The following is a 13,791-nucleotide window of genomic DNA, read 5'->3' as shown; positions in this document are numbered from 1 at the left end:
TTCCGACCGCCACGGGCAACGCGCCGTTGTGGGTGCGGCTGGCCCGGGATATGCCGTATGCGGTGGAGCAGGTTCGGTCGATCACCTTGTTGTGCGAGGGTGGGCGGCTGTTTCTCGACGTCACCGCCGAAGTCCCCGTCGTCACCTACCCGCCGGGTGAGGAGCCGGATCCGGGTCGGGTGGCCGGGGTGGATCTGGGGATCATTCACCCGTACGCGGTGGCCGGTCCCGGCGGTGAGGGGCTGTTGGTGTCGGGGCGGGCGATCTGCGCTGAGCATCGCATGCACCTGGCCGACAGCAAAGCCCGCCGCCGCGCCGTATCCGGCCGGGCCCCGAAGCCGGGTCAGCGGGGGTCACGGCGGTGGCGGAAGTATCGCTCGTGCCTGGTTGGTGGAGGGTCGGCATCGGCGGCGGGTCCGCCAGGCCCAGCACGAAGCCGCCCGCACGGTCGTCACCTGGGCGCAGCAGCAGCGCGTGGGTGTGCTGCGCGTCGGTGATCCGCGTGGTGTGCTCGACCTGCCGGCGGGGCGGCGGCACAATCTGCGACTGCGGCAGTGGCAGATCGGCCGGCTCCTGCAGGTCCTCACCGACAAGGCCACCCAAGCGGGCATCACCGTCCGCCTCGTCGACGAACGCGGCACATCCTCGACCTGCCCCGCCTGCCGCAAACGGATATCCAAGCCTCGTGGGCGGACCTTGACCTGCCCGCACTGCGCGTTCTCCGGGCACCGTGACCTCGTCGCGGCTGCCAGCATCGCCGCCCGCACCCCGGGCGGCGGACCCACCACCCCCACCGCAGCCGTCGTGCTGCCGGAGGTGGTCACGCACCGTCGAGCCGGCCGGCACCTCCCCGGCGCCGGCCAGTCCCGACGTGACCCCCGCCGCCCACACCAGGCGGCGCGAGGATCAGTTGGCCCGCGGAGGCCCGCCCCACCACCCAACGGTGGGGAGTCGCTCACCCCTCACGGTGAGGATCCACAACACGCCCACCGGACACCCGGCGAACGTTAGTGGACACCGCACTAGCAGCCGAGGCCGCCGAAGCAGCGGCCGCTCAGGGCAAGTTCTGGCAGATGCACGACCTGCTGCTCGACCACCAGGACAAGCTGAACATCACTGATCTGCTCAAATACGCCGCCGACCTCGGTCTGGATCAGAAAAGCTTCCACGACGATCTGATAAGCCCGGCCCACGCCGGCCGCATTGAAAGCGACATCGACTCGGCCGACAACAGCGGAGTGTCCGGCACCCCGACGTTCTTCATCAACGGCCGCCGCCACTATGGCGCCTACGACATCACGGCCCTGACCGCCGCCATTCGTATGGCCCGAGCCCGGGCCCGCCTCGGCCGCGAGGTACCAGCGACCCGTAAATAAGCGGGTTCCGTGGACTCGACAGCACGCCGGTCGGCCGTCAGATCCTGCCGCGCGAACTTGCCTTGACGCGACGCTCGGCAACGTCCTTTTGGGGGTGAAGCCGATCTGCCGGCCTACGCGGTGGTGCGGGATCTCCAGGCCGGCAGCCCGCCGCTTCACCCACTCCGCGGAGGCCCGGAGCACTCGGCCAACTGAGTGATGGTGAGCCACCTCGGGTCGTCCTCCGACAGACGGTGGCATCTGCGCCGCGGCGATCGGCAGCGCGATGATGAAGCTGTGTCGGCTACGGATCCCAGCGCCTGATCAGTTCGACGCCGCCTGTTGGGCCGCCACCAGTGATCTATCAGGCCCCGGCGGCCTCGTGTCCCGGTCGAGCAGCGCGTTGGTGGCCTGCTCCAGGCCGCCACGTTGCTGCTTGATCAGCTTGGCCTTGTAGTCGGACGCGTACACCTCAAACGCCTGATCTTCTCGATCTCCTGCTCGGCCTTGGTCATGGGCCCGTACGGCTTCCGCGGCGGCGTAGGTGAGTGGTCCAGGCGGTCTGACGCTCGCGGGTGGTCGGCATGGTGGTTGAGTCACCGGGGAGAGCGTCGAGCGCCGGCGCACCCCCCGCAACGCCACGCGCACCAGCATCCCGTGCGCCGATCGAATGCCACGTCTCGCTCGGCAGCGGTCCCGGAGAGAGCCTGCACCCACCCGGCTGACTCCTCGTCCAGGCCGACCACCTCGGCCCCGCGCCGGCGCGCGGACCCGGGGTCCGCGCGCCGGAGGTGTCAGGCCGTCGCCCGCTTCGGGAGCTTCCACCCGGGGCGGGGGAAGTGGCAGGTGTAACCGTTGGGGTAGGTCTGCAGGTAGTTCTGGTGCTCGGGCTCAGCTTCCCAGAAGTCGCCTGCCGGGGTGACCTCGGTGACGACCTTGCCGGGCCACAGGCCCGAGGCGTCGACGTCGGCGATCGTGTCCTCGGCGACCCGCTTCTGCTCGTCACTGGTGTAGAAGATCGCCGAGCGGTAGCTGGTGCCGATGTCGTTGCCCTGGCGGTTCTTCGTCGAGGGGTCGTGGACCTGGAAGAAGAACTCGAGCAGCGCGCGGAAGTCGGTCTTCTCGGGGTCGTAGACGACCTCGATGGACTCCGCGTGGGTGCCGTGGTTGCGGTAGGTGGCGTTCGGGACGTCGCCGCCGCTGTAGCCGACGCGCGTGGACACGACGCCGGGCTGGTGGCGGAACAGCTCCTCCATGCCCCAGAAGCAGCCGCCGGCGAGGATCGCCTTTTCGGTGGTCACCTCGTCTCCTTACTTGTCGTCGATGTCAGTGTTGGTGTCACTCGTGAACAGGGTGCGGTATTCGCCGTACCCTGCGTTCTCCAGGTCGTCGAGGTGGATGAACCGCAACGACGCGGAGTTGATGCAATAGCGCACTCCACCCTTGTCGGGGGGACCGTCGTTGAAGACGTGGCCGAGGTGGCTGTCCCCGTGCAGCGAGCGGGCCTCAATCCGGATCATCCCGTGGCTGGAGTCTTCGCGCTCGACGACGTTCGTCTTGGCGATCGGCTTCGTGAAGCTCGGCCAGCCGGAGTTGCTGTCGTACTTGTCGACGGATGCGAACAGCGGCTCGCCGGACACGACGTCGACGTAGATGCCGGGCTCGTGGTTGTCCCAGTAGGCGTTGGCGAACGGGCGCTCGGTGCCGTCCTGCTGGGTCACGCGGTACTGCTCCGGGTCGAGCCGCGAAACGGCCTCCGGGTTCTTGTGGTAGTGGGTCTGCTGGGGCACAGCTCTCCCTTCCCGGCCTTTCGGCGTGAAGCTGAGGAACCAGGCGAAACGCACCTGGACATGCGAAAATACGGACACCCTACGGGCCGATTGTAGTCCCGCGGCCCGTACCTTTTGTGGACCATCAAGTCCGAAGAGGTTTCCGGAAGTGGTCGGCCGGGTGCCACCGTTACGGTGGGTGGCCTGGGGTACGTCGCCGCCACAGTAGCACCCGCTTGACCTCAAGAGTGGACTTGACCGACCAGTTCTACCGCTACTAGGTTCGGGACGTCCGACTGGGCGCCTCCGCTAGCGAGGGACTCTCCGACTTGTCCACCGGTGCCGAGTTCTAACGGACGTCGCGCCGCTCCCGGGCAACCGGGTGCCGCCAACACAAATCGCGATTCGGTGGGGAAGGAACAACTGTCATGAGTGAGAGTTTCGAGGGCCGTAAGGTCGTGGTCGTCGGCGGCACCAGCGGCATGGGCCTCGCCACAGCCCACCAAGTGGGTGAGATCGTCCGGCGGGTGCGGGACGGACGACTGCGGACGAACATCGGCAACGTCGCAACCCTCGACGACGCCGTCGCCGCCTTCAACCCGACCGAGCGGATCACCGGGAAGACGATCATCCGCGTTCGTCCGTGAGCGACAGGCGCCCATCGATGCACGCGGCCGGCCGGCGCTGTCCAGATCGGCCGGCTGCGTGCTATGGCCCCTGGCATTAGATGTCGAACGGGCTTTCCATCCCTGCAACATTTCCACCAAAGAGACAAATGACCGAGGAGACAATTCCCATGAAAGCGATTGTGGTGACGGACCAGGCTGCGGGAACGGCCGGGATGACGCTGGTGGAGCGGCCCGAGCCGGAACCGGCGCTGGACGACGTCGTCGTTCAGGTTCATGCGTCGGGATTCGTCCCGACTGAGATGGCCTGGCCCTCGACCTGGACCGATCGCCTCGGCCGTGACCGGACGCCGTCGATCCCTGGGCACGAGCTGGCCGGAGTGGTCACCGCTCTCGGCTATGGCACGACGGGGCTGTCTGTGGGACAGCGGGTGTTCGGCCTCACGGACTGGACTCGCGACGGTACCCTGGCGGAGTATGTGGCCGTCGAGGCACGCAACCTCGCGCCGCTGCCCGGCGACGTCGACTTCACGGTGGGTGCGAGCCTGCCGATCTCGGGCCTGACCGCGTGGCAGGGACTGTTCGAGCACGGCCGCCTTCAGGCGGGGCAGAGCGTCCTCGTGCACGGCGCGGCCGGCGCAGTCGGTTCGATGGTGACGCAGCTCGCACGTGAGGCCGGCGCCTACGTCATCGGCACCGGACGGGCTGCCGACCGTCAGAAGGCGCTCGACTTCGGCGCGCAGGAGTTCGTCGACCTCGAGAACGACGTCCTCGAAGACGTCGGCGGAGTCGATCTGGTTTTCGATGTCATCGGCGGCGACATCGGGAAGCGGTCCGCAGGCCTGATTCGCGCCGGAGGAACGCTGGTGTCCGTCGTCGGGCCGCCGGAGGCGCGGCCCGCGGACGGCCTGGCGGTTGACTTCGTCGTCGTGTCCGATCGCGCCCAACTGGGTGAGATCGTCCGGCGGGTGCGGGACGGACGACTGCGGACGAACATCGGCAACGTCGCAACCCTCGACGACGCCGTCGCCGCCTTCAACCCGACCGAGCGGATCACCGGGAAGACGATCATCCGCGTTCGTCCGTAAGGACTCGGGGACAGCGAGCGGTCCTGCCCTCCTTGTGGATCAGCGTCAACGGCGTGGCCAGGTCGGGCGACTCGTACCGGAAGACGTCATCGGACTGGTCCGCTACCTGGGTGGGCACCCGGCGTAACCAGCTCCCGGCAGCCCGGAGGACATCACGAACGCGGTGTCGTTCCTGCTGTCGGACAAGTCGAGCTGGATGACCGGCGCCATCGCCGACCTCGACATCATGGCCGGCCGCAACTGACCCTTAACGTAACGCCGGGATCACGCCGGCGGGGCTGCGGACGTGCCCGTACGCGTCCGCAGCCCGCGCCTGCGGGGAAACCACCAGCAAATTCGGCGAGACCGCGGCTCGGCCGATCCGCACATAGTCGCGCTCGATGGTGAGATCAGCAACTCCACCCATGCCGACCAGTTCGCCAAGGCCTACCCCGGCCGCTACTTCCAGTTGTACATCGGCGAGCAGCAGCTCATCGCGGCCTGCGCACTACACGGGACGCCTACATCCCTTGCCCAGCCACGGTCCCGGCCTACGACGAACTCATCGGCCGAGCGACCAGCGCGGCCCGTTCGGCGTGTCCTCGACGACGACCCCGGCCGCCGCCAGCCCGTCCCGCAGCGCGTCGGCCGTCGCGTAATCCTTGCGCGATCTGGCCAACTGGCGCTGCTCCAGCGTGACGTCGACGAGCTTGCCGAGCGCATCGCGGTACTCGTCGCCGGCGCCCACATAGCCTTCACGTGATGTACCCCGCCGTTGGGGACGCCTGAACCTTGTCAGCGGTCGGCGCGCGTTCAGACGCGACGACGCGTGTTCAATGCCCATGCCCGGCTGTGTGCGACCGAGGGAATGCCGGGTCTAGAACGTCGGCATATTCCGGATGAGCATTGACGAATGCTGCCGCGAACGGACACGTGACGGTGGCGGTCTTTCCTTGCATGCGCAGCTCGTCGAGGACGCCGCCGATGAGCCTGGCGCCTACTCCCTTTCCCCGGAACTCGGGGAACACGGATGTCGCGGACAGTATGATGCGGCCGCCGACCTTGCTGTAGACGAGCCCAGCGGCTGTCCGGCCCCCTATCGCGGCCTCGTAGATGCCGAGCTCACTGTTGTCGGTGATGACGAGGTCTTCCACGTCGGGCGCGATGGCTCCCGACAGGTTCGAGCCACCCAAATCTTGCTCGACGCTGGTCAACGTGATCATGTCCTCGGCGTTGCCCGCCATGTTGTCTCCTGAATCTCGCGTTTGGTCAACGGCCTGGGAGTGCCCAGTCAGGTCGGATGAAGTGGCAGGAGTATCCCGCCTCGGACTATTGCCTAACCGACGTCGGAGACGTTGGCATCGTCCGGGTGCGGCCACGAATGACCGGATTCTTAGCGCTCAGGCAGCCGGCACCGGGAGGCTGAGGACGAGCGACCCACGCAGGTCGACCAGGACACGGCCGGTCGTGCGCACCACGCGCATAACGACGTCCTCGCAGCTGGGACATCGGGCGACGAGGCCGGGCGCTCGGTCGAACACGCGCATCGCAGCCAGCGGACGGGGCGTCCGGCACCCGGCGCAGGTGAGCTCGGCAACGGTGAGGTCGGTCCCCATGATCTCGCCGAGCGGTCCGGCGAGGGCGTTACCGTCCACCCAGGGTGCGTCGTCGGCTCCGACGTTGGTGGTCGACATGGTCATCCTCCGGTTGGTCCGAAACGTTCAGTGCGGATGTTCGCGGGATCGTGGCCGATGTCGACGAGGAGGTCGGCAACGGTCTCGACGAATCCGGTAGGCCCGCAGATGAATGCCACAGCGTCGGCATCGCGGGGCCAGGCGACGCGGGCGAGGGCGTCCGCGTCCAGTCGTCGGGGTGGGGCCCGCCAGCCGGGGGGCGTGACCCTGGTGTAGACGTGTGTGACGGCGATGCGCCCATCGCCTGCGGCTCGTGCGGTCGCAAGATCCGCGGTGAACAGCGCATCGGACGGGGATCGGGTCGAGTAGAGCAGCCTGGTGGGATTCGTCGCCGCACGCACCATCGACATCAGCGGCGCCACGCCGGACCCGCCGCCGATCAGCAACGCCGGGCGTGGATCGGCGGGTCGGCGTACGAACCAGCCGCCGAGCGGTCCACGGATCTCGAGTTGGTCACCCGGCTCTGCAACGTCGACGAGGTACGGCGAGACCTCACCGTCGGTCACCGCCTGGACGGTCACCTCGAGCCGGTCGGGCCCCGGGGCGGACGAGATCGAGTAGCTGCGGTACGCCGTGTAGCCGTCGGGAGCCGTCAACCGGACGTCGACGTGCTGGCCCGGCACGTGACCTGTCCAGCCGTCGACGTCGAGGACCAGGGTACGCGCCGTCGCAGTCTCCGCCCGGGTGGCGGCGACGGTCGCCGGCTGCCAGGTCAGTCTGCCCGGTACCGCTGCTCGCGCCATGGGTCACCGTAGTTGTGGTAGCCGGCCGTCTCCCAGAACCCGGGCTCGTCGTCGAGACGCAGTTCCAGTGCGCGCAGCCATTTCGCGCTCTTCCAGAAGTACAGGTGAGGAATGAGGAGACGAGCTGGCCCGCCGTGCACCGGAACCAGCGGCTCGCCGTCGAACTCGTACGCCACCCAGGCCTGGCCGTCGAGAAGGTCCTCGAGCGGGACGTTCGTGGTGTAGCCGCCGTAGGAGTGGGCGACGACGTACTCGGCCGTAGTCTCGACGTCGGCCAGCAACGTGTCCACCGAGACGCCTCGCCAGCTCGTGCCGAACTTCGACCAGTGCGTGACGCAATGGATGTCCACAGTCGGCTCGTCGGCAGGAAGGGCGGTGAACTCCGCCCATGACCACGTGCTCCGCTCGCCGGTCTCGGTGACGACGGCGAGCTCCCACTCGTCGAGGCCGATGCGCGGTGTCGGTCCCGCCGACAGCACCGGGAAGTCGTCCGTGCGGTACTGGCCGGGCGGGAGGTCGGTGTCGTCGCGCCTGCGGCCGCCGAAGCCGCGTGTGATCACTGCCATGCGCCCCTCCCCATGTGGCCGGGCGGCCGCGATCCCGCTGCCACCCGTGCTTCCACCCGACCGGTGGATGTCGATGTGGTACCCGCCCATGACGTCATCGTCAGCGAGTGCCCCGGTGATGAGATTCTCCGCGGTGGGGACGTGGTCGCCCGCAATCCGGGATATATCAACTGGACCATCGCGTCCAGAGTATGCTGGCGTGGCACCGGACGGCAAGCCTCGCTGGCCATCGGTGGTTAGCAGCAGCAGCGCGCCTGACGGCCGTGGCGGTGCGTCCTTATCTGGTGGATGCCTCCGCAGCGTAGGTATAATGGACTTTAGCGTCCATAGGGTGCGGCTAGAGATTGTTCCGAGATGGTCGTTCGACATGTTGTCGCCGCTGCGAGATGGCGGCGGCCAGTGTCTTGCCCGATGTCAGGAGAGTTCGATGGGCCCTGTTCCCTCCGGTGGGAACGTTGTCGATGGCCAGCCGGTCGATGCGGTGGACATGATCGCCGCCCTGACCGCTGCACAGCTTGTGTTCCAAGACGGTGCGACTCAATCATTCACGGCGGAGGGTCGAACGACCTACGTCGACAGGGGCACACCCTCAGCCGGCGAGTGGTCTGTTACGGGTGACGGGACCTTCGCTTCATTCTGGCCGCCGACGTATCGGGCGACGTACACGATTCGGTGGATCGTCGAGGACGGAGTGCGGGTGGGCGTCAGCTTCACGGATACCCGCAGCGGAGTGCGCTACGACGGCCGGTACCGATGACTGGACGGCCGGTACCGATGACTGGACGAGATTCGAGCCGTGACGGTTAGCCAGGCAGGGACAGCCGAACCCGGAGCCGGTGAACGGCAGCTCCAATGCCGGCGAGCAGGCGGCAATGAGGGTGCCGCCACGCTCGGCTGAGCCTGCGCGGCCGTGATCCACCCCGGGGCAGCTCGGTCACGATGTCCGCTGGTCGGGCCGGAGGCAGATCGAGGCTGCGCACCTGGTTGGGCGGCGGACTGGCCGACGTGGGGCGTCGTCTCAGGCGAGCAGTGGTTCGAAGATGTCCCTGCCTAGGGTGACGGCCTGCTCCTGATCGAGGACGGTGGCAGACAACCCGGGGTGGGCCGTGATCCACTCCTGCGCAGCGGCGGGATTGGTGAAGAAGTTGATGGTGGAGCAGCAGGTGTCCACGGAGCGTCCGGCCGCTCCGGTTGCCGCGTACACGACTACCGCCTCCGCCGGCTCGTAGGTCGCGACACCGTCGGTGATGGTCACACACACCGGTTGACCGGTGTGCGGATCGGCAGAGGTGATCACCGCGTCGGTGCCGAGCATGAACGGCATACCCAACGCGTCGATGGCGCACATCGCGAACACCTCGACGCCGCCGAGTGACACCGCGTGCGGCGTTGGTGCCGGTGAGAACGGGTAGGCCGCGACCAGGCGCCCGGCGTTGTCTACGGCGACAAGGTCCTGCTGAGCGAGGTCCCACAGAGCGTTGACCGTGTCCAGGTCTGCGGCGTTCACGGCGGCGTGGATGTCGCCGGCACTGGGGGCGGTGCCGGTGGTGGCGAAATGGCGCAGGATCGCCCGGTGCACCTGCCGCAGCCTGTCGGGCAACTGCTCGGCGCGGCGGGGCCGGTCGGTCCGGATAGCGTTGCCCGGGTCCGTGCAGCACGCCGCCAGGCTCGGCTCCCTCCGGGCGCTAGCGAGTCCGGCGCCTATTGCCTGGCGCAGGACAGCGCGGATGCGTTCCCCGGTGGGCAGGTCGAGACGGCACGCTGCCGGCCCGTCGCCGTTGCCGCCCATCACGTCCACGCCGTTGACCAGGATCGATGGCGACGGGTAGTCCCCCACGACTTCGGTGACCATCGCCGACGGCAGTCCGAGGTCGGCCAGCGCGGTGTGCAGCGCCTGCCGGGCCGAGGCAAGGTTTGGACATTCGGGAACGGAACGGAGTTCAACCTCCACCCGACGAGGCAGAGCCGATCCGACTATTGCCTCGATGAAGCGGCCCGGGCCGGCGGCGGCCTGGTCGGCGGGGAACACGGCGATGTCGCCGCTCCCCTGGCTCTTGGCCCAATCGCGTGCGGCCTGGCGACCCCCGGGCCCTCCAGCATCTGCTGCTGTCATCGCAGTCCCCTTGCAGCAAGCGGCCCCGATGGCGAATCGCACATCTTCTGGCCGTCCCGGCTCTACCCGTACCAGACTGGACCTTCCAGTACAGGGGAAGGTCAAGGGCGCAACGACTGGAGGACGCCGGATGCGGATCGGAGAGCTGGCCGCGGCCACCGGCACGACGACCAAGACCCTGCGGTTCTATGAAGCCTGCGGGCTACTGCCACCTGCCCCACGCACCCGCACCGGATACCGGGACTACGGCGACGACGCGGTCGCCCGGCTCGACTTCATCCGCCGCGGCCGCAGCGCCGGGCTCAGCCTTGCCCAGATCCGCGACATCCTCACCGTCCGCGACAGCGGCGACGCCCCCTGCGGCCACGTCCGCCAGTTGCTCGCACAACAGCTTGACGCCATCGATGCTCAGCTCGCCGATCTGCGTGCCCTTCGCGCCACCGTCGTCCAGCTTCACGGCGCCGCCACCAATGCCGACCCGGACACCTGCCCGCCCGAGCAGGTGTGCCGCTACCTGTAGCCGCCCAGCCTGCCGCCCTTCAGTGTGCGCGCGCTGCCGGCAGAGATCGCAGGGTCAAGCCGACGCGAGCCAGGCTGACCGGAACCGCGACGAGCATGGGTCACACCGGGGTCGGGGCGACATGCAGGATGGCTGCCACCATCACAACGTCCAGCGCGACAAGGCCGAGACCGCCAGCGTCCCCGAGGCGGGCTCGGCGATAGCTGTGTCGGCTGGTTGCCGAGGTAATCAGGGTGGCGACGACGGCCAGCAGCGCGATCCCGAGCAGAGCGGCGGCGGGTTGGGGAACCGGCCAATTCCAGGCGTGGGCGGCGACGAGAGTGGCGCCCCAGCACAGGCCGACGAGGGGGCCGGTGGCGAGCAGCCTCCGGGCGGCCCGGCGGCTCGGGGACTGCGAGACGAACGCGGCGGTGATCTGGTTGAGGCTGCCGAATTCGGCGATTGCCACGCGGGCCGCGTCCGTCGGCGGAGTCCGGCGGCGAGGTGGTGCTGCCAGGTTTCGGTCAACCCGTCGGCGAGTTCGTCGACCGCGTCGGGGGGCAGGCGGCGGGCCAGGGCGTTGAGGTGGGCGTCGATCAGCTGGTGGCTGGCCACGGCCCTCGTCTCCAGCAGTGTGGTGATCGCGTGGCGAACTCACGCCAGTTGGTACGGTCGGCGTGCAGCCGCCGTTGGCCGGCGGCGGTGAGGTGGTAGGTGCGTCGACGCCGGCCGTCCGCGCTCGACCAGAATCCGGCGAGCAGTCCGGCGTTTTCCAGGCGGTGCAGGGCGGGGTAGATGGTGCCGGTGGGTAGATCGAAGCGGCCGCTGCTGCCTTCCACCTCGGGCTCTGGCGTGGACGTCGGTACCCGACGTCCACGCCAGGGCATGGGTGTTCAGAAGGTAACTACGGCAGACAGTCCCGCAGGCACTGCGTGAGTATTGAGCTTTTTCAGTGCGTGTGGGCCTGAGCGCTTGCAGGTGGTTTCACGGCCGGGACGATGAGCAGTGCCAGGACAGCGGAAGCCGCGGCCACGATGGCGGCGAAGGTGAAGCCGCGGTTGAAGCCGGTGCTGCTGCTGCCGGCGATACTCGCCGCCGCGATACTGGAGACGACGGCGACTCCGAGGGCGGCGCCGAACTCGTGGAAGGTGCTGAGGAGACCCGACGCGATTCCCGCCTCGTGGTGGGCGACCTGTCCCAGCGCGGTGGTGGAGGCGGCGACGAAGGCGGCGCCGATTCCCGCTGCGCCGACGCTGATCCCCGTCACCACCGAGACCGGGCCGTCCCAGAAGGCGGGTACCGCGGTGCCGACGGCAGCGGCCGCAAGGCCCGTCATCGCGACGGGCCGGGCGCCGAGGCGGCCAACGACATGGCCGGCGACCTGCGCGCCGATGATCGTCGCCACGGCGACCGGCAGGAACAGCAGACCGGTCCGCAGCGCGCCGTAGCCCTTGTGGTGCTGCAGGTAGAACGAGCCGAGGAAGAACACCGCGATCATCAGCGCGGTCGCCACCAGGATCAGGAACGTGCCGCCGGCCACCGACCGTCGGGTCAGGATCCGCAGGTCCATCAGCGGCGACCGCACCGTGCGCTGCACGACGGCGAACAGGACGTAGAGGACGACGGCAGCGGCCAGAGTCCCGAGGGTCGCGGCGGTCAGCCAGCCCCGGTCGCCCGCATTGATCAGCGCGTAGATCGCCGTGCCGGTTGCGGCCGTGACAAGCATGGCGCCCGGCACATCCAGGCGCGCCCGAGCCCCCTGCGGCAGCTCTGCGGGCAGCATCCGGGCCAGTGCCACCAGCACGACCACGCCGATGGGCACGTTGATGTAGAACACCCACTGCCAGCCAGGACCGGCGGTCAGGACACCACCCAGCAGGACACCGATCGCCGAGCCGCCACCGCCCAGCGCCGACCAGATACCGAGCGCCTTGTTGCGCTCCTCTCCGTGGAAGATTCTCGTCACCACCGACAGCGCGGCGGGCGACAGCATCGCCGCACCGACGCCCTGCGCGACGCGGCCGCCGATCAGCATCGCGGCACCTGCGGCCAGACCGGTGACCAGCGACGCGACGGTGAACACGAGCAGGCCGAGCAGCACCACACGCCGGGAACCGAGTAGATCCGCGGCTCGCCCTCCAAGCAGCATCAGGCCGCCGAACATCAACGTGTACGCACTGACCACCCAGGTCAGCGTGTCGCGTTGCAGGCCGAGATCCGCGCCGATGTGCGGTAGCGCGATCGCCACCACGGTGACGTCGAGGATGAGCATGAACTGGGCGACGCCCAGCAGTGCCAGCAGGCGCCAGCGGCGTGGGTCGGTGGCAGTGGTTTCCGGTTGGTCGACGGCCTGAGCGGACACGGCGTCGCCTCCAATTCGAACAGCAGTGTTTGACTTGTGTCGGGTACAGTAACTCGTACACCACTGTTCAACAAGGGGGATCGGGTGACGGTACCGACGTCGGGAAGGTCGTCGGCCAGGCGAGCGGATGCGCAGCGCAGCATCGCGGCGATACTCGAGGCCGCCGTAAACGCCTTGAGCCGTAACCCGGACGCCAGCGTCAGCGAGATCGCGAAGGCGGCCGGCGTCGGAAGGGTCACGCTCTACGGCCACTTCCCGAACCGCGCCGACCTGGTCGAGGCGGCGCTCGCCCACGCCATCGAACAGGGCCACGCCGCACTCGACGCGGTCGACCTGACCGGCGACACCCGGCAGGCACTCACGCGGCTGATCGACTCCAGCTGGCTGCTGGTCAACCAGTCCCGCTCACTCCTGCTCGCGGCCCAGACAGTTCTCCCGCCAAGCCGGATCCGCGACCTGCACGCCGGCCCGGCCGAGCGCGTCGAAGGCCTCGTGAAGCGCGGTCAGGACGACGGAGTGTTCCGCAGCGATCTATCCACCTCATGGCTGATCGGCGTCATGCACAATGTGATGCACACCGCCGCCGACGAAATCAACGCCGGCCGCCTCGATCCCGACCAGGCCGCGGCGTTCATCACAGCGACCGTCCTGGCCGCCTTCACGCCGCCCGGCCATCGCGTCCCCACCTAAAAACCGCCAGCCCAACCGGTTCCGTCCGCGCCGGCCCGCCCGGCGGCGCATGCTCTACAACCGGCCGCCTCCCGCGCGCCACGCCGGACAGCCCGAGGCGCGGAGCATCTGCGGGGTCCGCGCCAGGTGGACAAAGCGCCGATCACACCCGCGGGTAGGACCCGTTCGCCGTCGACGAGACGGATCAGGAAGAGTCGTCGTCCGTTCCGGCGCCGCGCAGCCGGTGCAGCCTAAGTACCCCGCGCCGTTAATTCGTCGGGGGTCGTATCCATGCGGTGGGGTCGTTGAGGTAGAGACCGCACGCGCA

General features: G+C 68.6%; 17 protein-coding genes and 1 pseudogene. 6 read left to right on the top strand and 12 right to left on the bottom strand.

Features of this window, described 5'->3' with window-relative positions:
- Positions 1-390: 390 nt before the first annotated feature.
- The gene (locus tag ACVCAH_RS36270) at positions 391-1,011 is read left to right on the top strand and encodes a zinc ribbon domain-containing protein (RefSeq protein ID WP_447140734.1); all 621 of its coding nucleotides are present in this window, start codon (positions 391-393) and stop codon (positions 1,009-1,011) included.
- Positions 1,012-1,022: 11 nt separating this feature from the next.
- Positions 1,023-1,376: pseudogene (locus tag ACVCAH_RS36265) on the top strand (DsbA family protein); the annotation flags it as partial.
- A 303-nt stretch (positions 1,377-1,679) separates the two neighbouring features.
- On the opposite strand, the gene ACVCAH_RS36260 reads toward ACVCAH_RS36265, so the two are convergent.
- The 3 genes from ACVCAH_RS36260 to msrB all read right to left on the bottom strand — a co-directional run bounded on the left by ACVCAH_RS36260 (position 1,680) and on the right by msrB (position 3,145).
- Positions 1,680-1,826, bottom strand: a complete 147-nt coding sequence (locus ACVCAH_RS36260; RefSeq protein ID WP_447140733.1) for a hypothetical protein — start codon at positions 1,824-1,826, stop codon at positions 1,680-1,682.
- 323 nt (positions 1,827-2,149) lie between these two features.
- The gene (gene msrA, locus ACVCAH_RS36255; RefSeq protein ID WP_447140732.1) at positions 2,150-2,656 is read right to left on the bottom strand and encodes a peptide-methionine (S)-S-oxide reductase MsrA; all 507 of its coding nucleotides are present in this window, start codon (positions 2,654-2,656) and stop codon (positions 2,150-2,152) included.
- Positions 2,657-2,665: 9 nt separating this feature from the next.
- Positions 2,666-3,145 (bottom strand): peptide-methionine (R)-S-oxide reductase MsrB, encoded by a 480-nt coding sequence (gene msrB / locus ACVCAH_RS36250; RefSeq protein WP_447140731.1) that lies wholly within the window; start codon positions 3,143-3,145, stop codon positions 2,666-2,668.
- A 407-nt stretch (positions 3,146-3,552) separates the two neighbouring features.
- Between msrB and ACVCAH_RS36245 the strand changes: the two genes are divergently transcribed.
- Positions 3,553-3,771 carry a hypothetical protein gene (locus ACVCAH_RS36245; RefSeq protein WP_447140730.1) on the top strand — a complete coding sequence of 73 codons (219 nt, stop codon included), beginning with the start codon at positions 3,553-3,555 and terminating at the stop codon, positions 3,769-3,771.
- A gap of 149 nt (positions 3,772-3,920) precedes the next feature.
- Complete coding sequence (locus tag ACVCAH_RS36240; RefSeq protein ID WP_447140735.1) at positions 3,921-4,838, top strand: NADP-dependent oxidoreductase; 918 nt, start codon at positions 3,921-3,923, stop codon at positions 4,836-4,838.
- Positions 4,839-5,379: 541 nt separating this feature from the next.
- Here ACVCAH_RS36240 and ACVCAH_RS36235 read toward each other — a convergent pair.
- The 6 genes from ACVCAH_RS36235 to ACVCAH_RS36210 form a co-directional block, all read right to left on the bottom strand.
- Entirely contained in the window at positions 5,380-5,661 is a 282-nt protein-coding gene (locus tag ACVCAH_RS36235) for a CysS/YqeB C-terminal domain-containing protein (RefSeq protein ID WP_447140729.1), read from the bottom strand.
- Entirely contained in the window at positions 5,651-6,061 is a 411-nt protein-coding gene (locus ACVCAH_RS36230; RefSeq protein ID WP_447140728.1) for a GNAT family N-acetyltransferase, read from the bottom strand. The genes ACVCAH_RS36235 and ACVCAH_RS36230 overlap by 11 nt, the downstream gene beginning before the upstream one ends.
- Positions 6,062-6,217: 156 nt before the next feature.
- Positions 6,218-6,511 carry a DUF6510 family protein gene (locus ACVCAH_RS36225; protein ID WP_447140727.1) on the bottom strand — a complete coding sequence of 98 codons (294 nt, stop codon included), beginning with the start codon at positions 6,509-6,511 and terminating at the stop codon, positions 6,218-6,220.
- A gap of 2 nt (positions 6,512-6,513) precedes the next feature.
- Positions 6,514-7,254, bottom strand: coding sequence for a ferredoxin reductase (locus tag ACVCAH_RS36220; RefSeq protein WP_447140726.1), 741 nt, complete (start codon positions 7,252-7,254; stop codon positions 6,514-6,516).
- Complete coding sequence (locus ACVCAH_RS36215; RefSeq protein ID WP_447140725.1) at positions 7,224-7,820, bottom strand: molybdopterin-dependent oxidoreductase; 597 nt, start codon at positions 7,818-7,820, stop codon at positions 7,224-7,226. The genes ACVCAH_RS36220 and ACVCAH_RS36215 overlap by 31 nt, the downstream gene beginning before the upstream one ends.
- 1,018 nt (positions 7,821-8,838) lie before the next feature.
- The gene (locus tag ACVCAH_RS36210) at positions 8,839-9,849 is read right to left on the bottom strand and encodes an alkylmercury lyase family protein (protein WP_447140724.1); all 1,011 of its coding nucleotides are present in this window, start codon (positions 9,847-9,849) and stop codon (positions 8,839-8,841) included.
- A gap of 214 nt (positions 9,850-10,063) precedes the next feature.
- On the opposite strand from ACVCAH_RS36210, the gene ACVCAH_RS36205 reads away from it, so the two are divergent.
- Positions 10,064-10,453, top strand: a complete 390-nt coding sequence (locus tag ACVCAH_RS36205; RefSeq protein ID WP_447140723.1) for a heavy metal-responsive transcriptional regulator — start codon at positions 10,064-10,066, stop codon at positions 10,451-10,453.
- 100 nt (positions 10,454-10,553) lie between these two features.
- Here ACVCAH_RS36205 and ACVCAH_RS36200 read toward each other — a convergent pair whose 3' ends face one another.
- The 3 genes from ACVCAH_RS36200 to ACVCAH_RS36190 all read right to left on the bottom strand — a co-directional run bounded on the left by ACVCAH_RS36200 (position 10,554) and on the right by ACVCAH_RS36190 (position 12,794).
- On the bottom strand, positions 10,554-10,901 hold the full coding sequence (locus ACVCAH_RS36200) for a hypothetical protein (RefSeq protein ID WP_447140722.1): 348 nt from the start codon (positions 10,899-10,901) through the stop codon (positions 10,554-10,556).
- Between the two features lie 127 nt (positions 10,902-11,028).
- Positions 11,029-11,271 carry a PadR family transcriptional regulator gene (locus ACVCAH_RS36195; protein ID WP_447140721.1) on the bottom strand — a complete coding sequence of 81 codons (243 nt, stop codon included), beginning with the start codon at positions 11,269-11,271 and terminating at the stop codon, positions 11,029-11,031.
- A gap of 110 nt (positions 11,272-11,381) precedes the next feature.
- Positions 11,382-12,794 (bottom strand): MFS transporter, encoded by a 1,413-nt coding sequence (locus tag ACVCAH_RS36190; protein ID WP_447140720.1) that lies wholly within the window; start codon positions 12,792-12,794, stop codon positions 11,382-11,384.
- Positions 12,795-12,878: 84 nt separating this feature from the next.
- Here ACVCAH_RS36190 and ACVCAH_RS36185 point away from each other — a divergent pair, with 84 nt between their 5' ends.
- The gene (locus ACVCAH_RS36185; RefSeq protein WP_447140719.1) at positions 12,879-13,484 is read left to right on the top strand and encodes a TetR/AcrR family transcriptional regulator; all 606 of its coding nucleotides are present in this window, start codon (positions 12,879-12,881) and stop codon (positions 13,482-13,484) included.
- Positions 13,485-13,791: the final 307 nt, after the last annotated feature.

Source organism: Micromonospora sp. LZ34 (assembly GCF_052981855.1).
This window is presented reverse-complemented; position numbering and strand designations above follow the sequence as displayed.

Coding starts and splice junctions, on each gene's coding strand:
- ACVCAH_RS36230 (WP_447140728.1), bottom strand. CDS start 6,061: ATGGCGGGCAACGCCGAGGACATGATCACGTTGACCAGCGTCGAGCAA.
- ACVCAH_RS36245 (WP_447140730.1), top strand. CDS start 3,553: ATGAGTGAGAGTTTCGAGGGCCGTAAGGTCGTGGTCGTCGGCGGCACC.
- ACVCAH_RS36215 (WP_447140725.1), bottom strand. CDS start 7,820: ATGGCAGTGATCACACGCGGCTTCGGCGGCCGCAGGCGCGACGACACC.
- ACVCAH_RS36205 (WP_447140723.1), top strand. CDS start 10,064: ATGCGGATCGGAGAGCTGGCCGCGGCCACCGGCACGACGACCAAGACC.
- ACVCAH_RS36220 (WP_447140726.1), bottom strand. CDS start 7,254: ATGGCGCGAGCAGCGGTACCGGGCAGACTGACCTGGCAGCCGGCGACC.
- ACVCAH_RS36240 (WP_447140735.1), top strand. CDS start 3,921: ATGAAAGCGATTGTGGTGACGGACCAGGCTGCGGGAACGGCCGGGATG.
- ACVCAH_RS36235 (WP_447140729.1), bottom strand. CDS start 5,661: ATGGGCATTGAACACGCGTCGTCGCGTCTGAACGCGCGCCGACCGCTG.
- ACVCAH_RS36225 (WP_447140727.1), bottom strand. CDS start 6,511: ATGTCGACCACCAACGTCGGAGCCGACGACGCACCCTGGGTGGACGGT.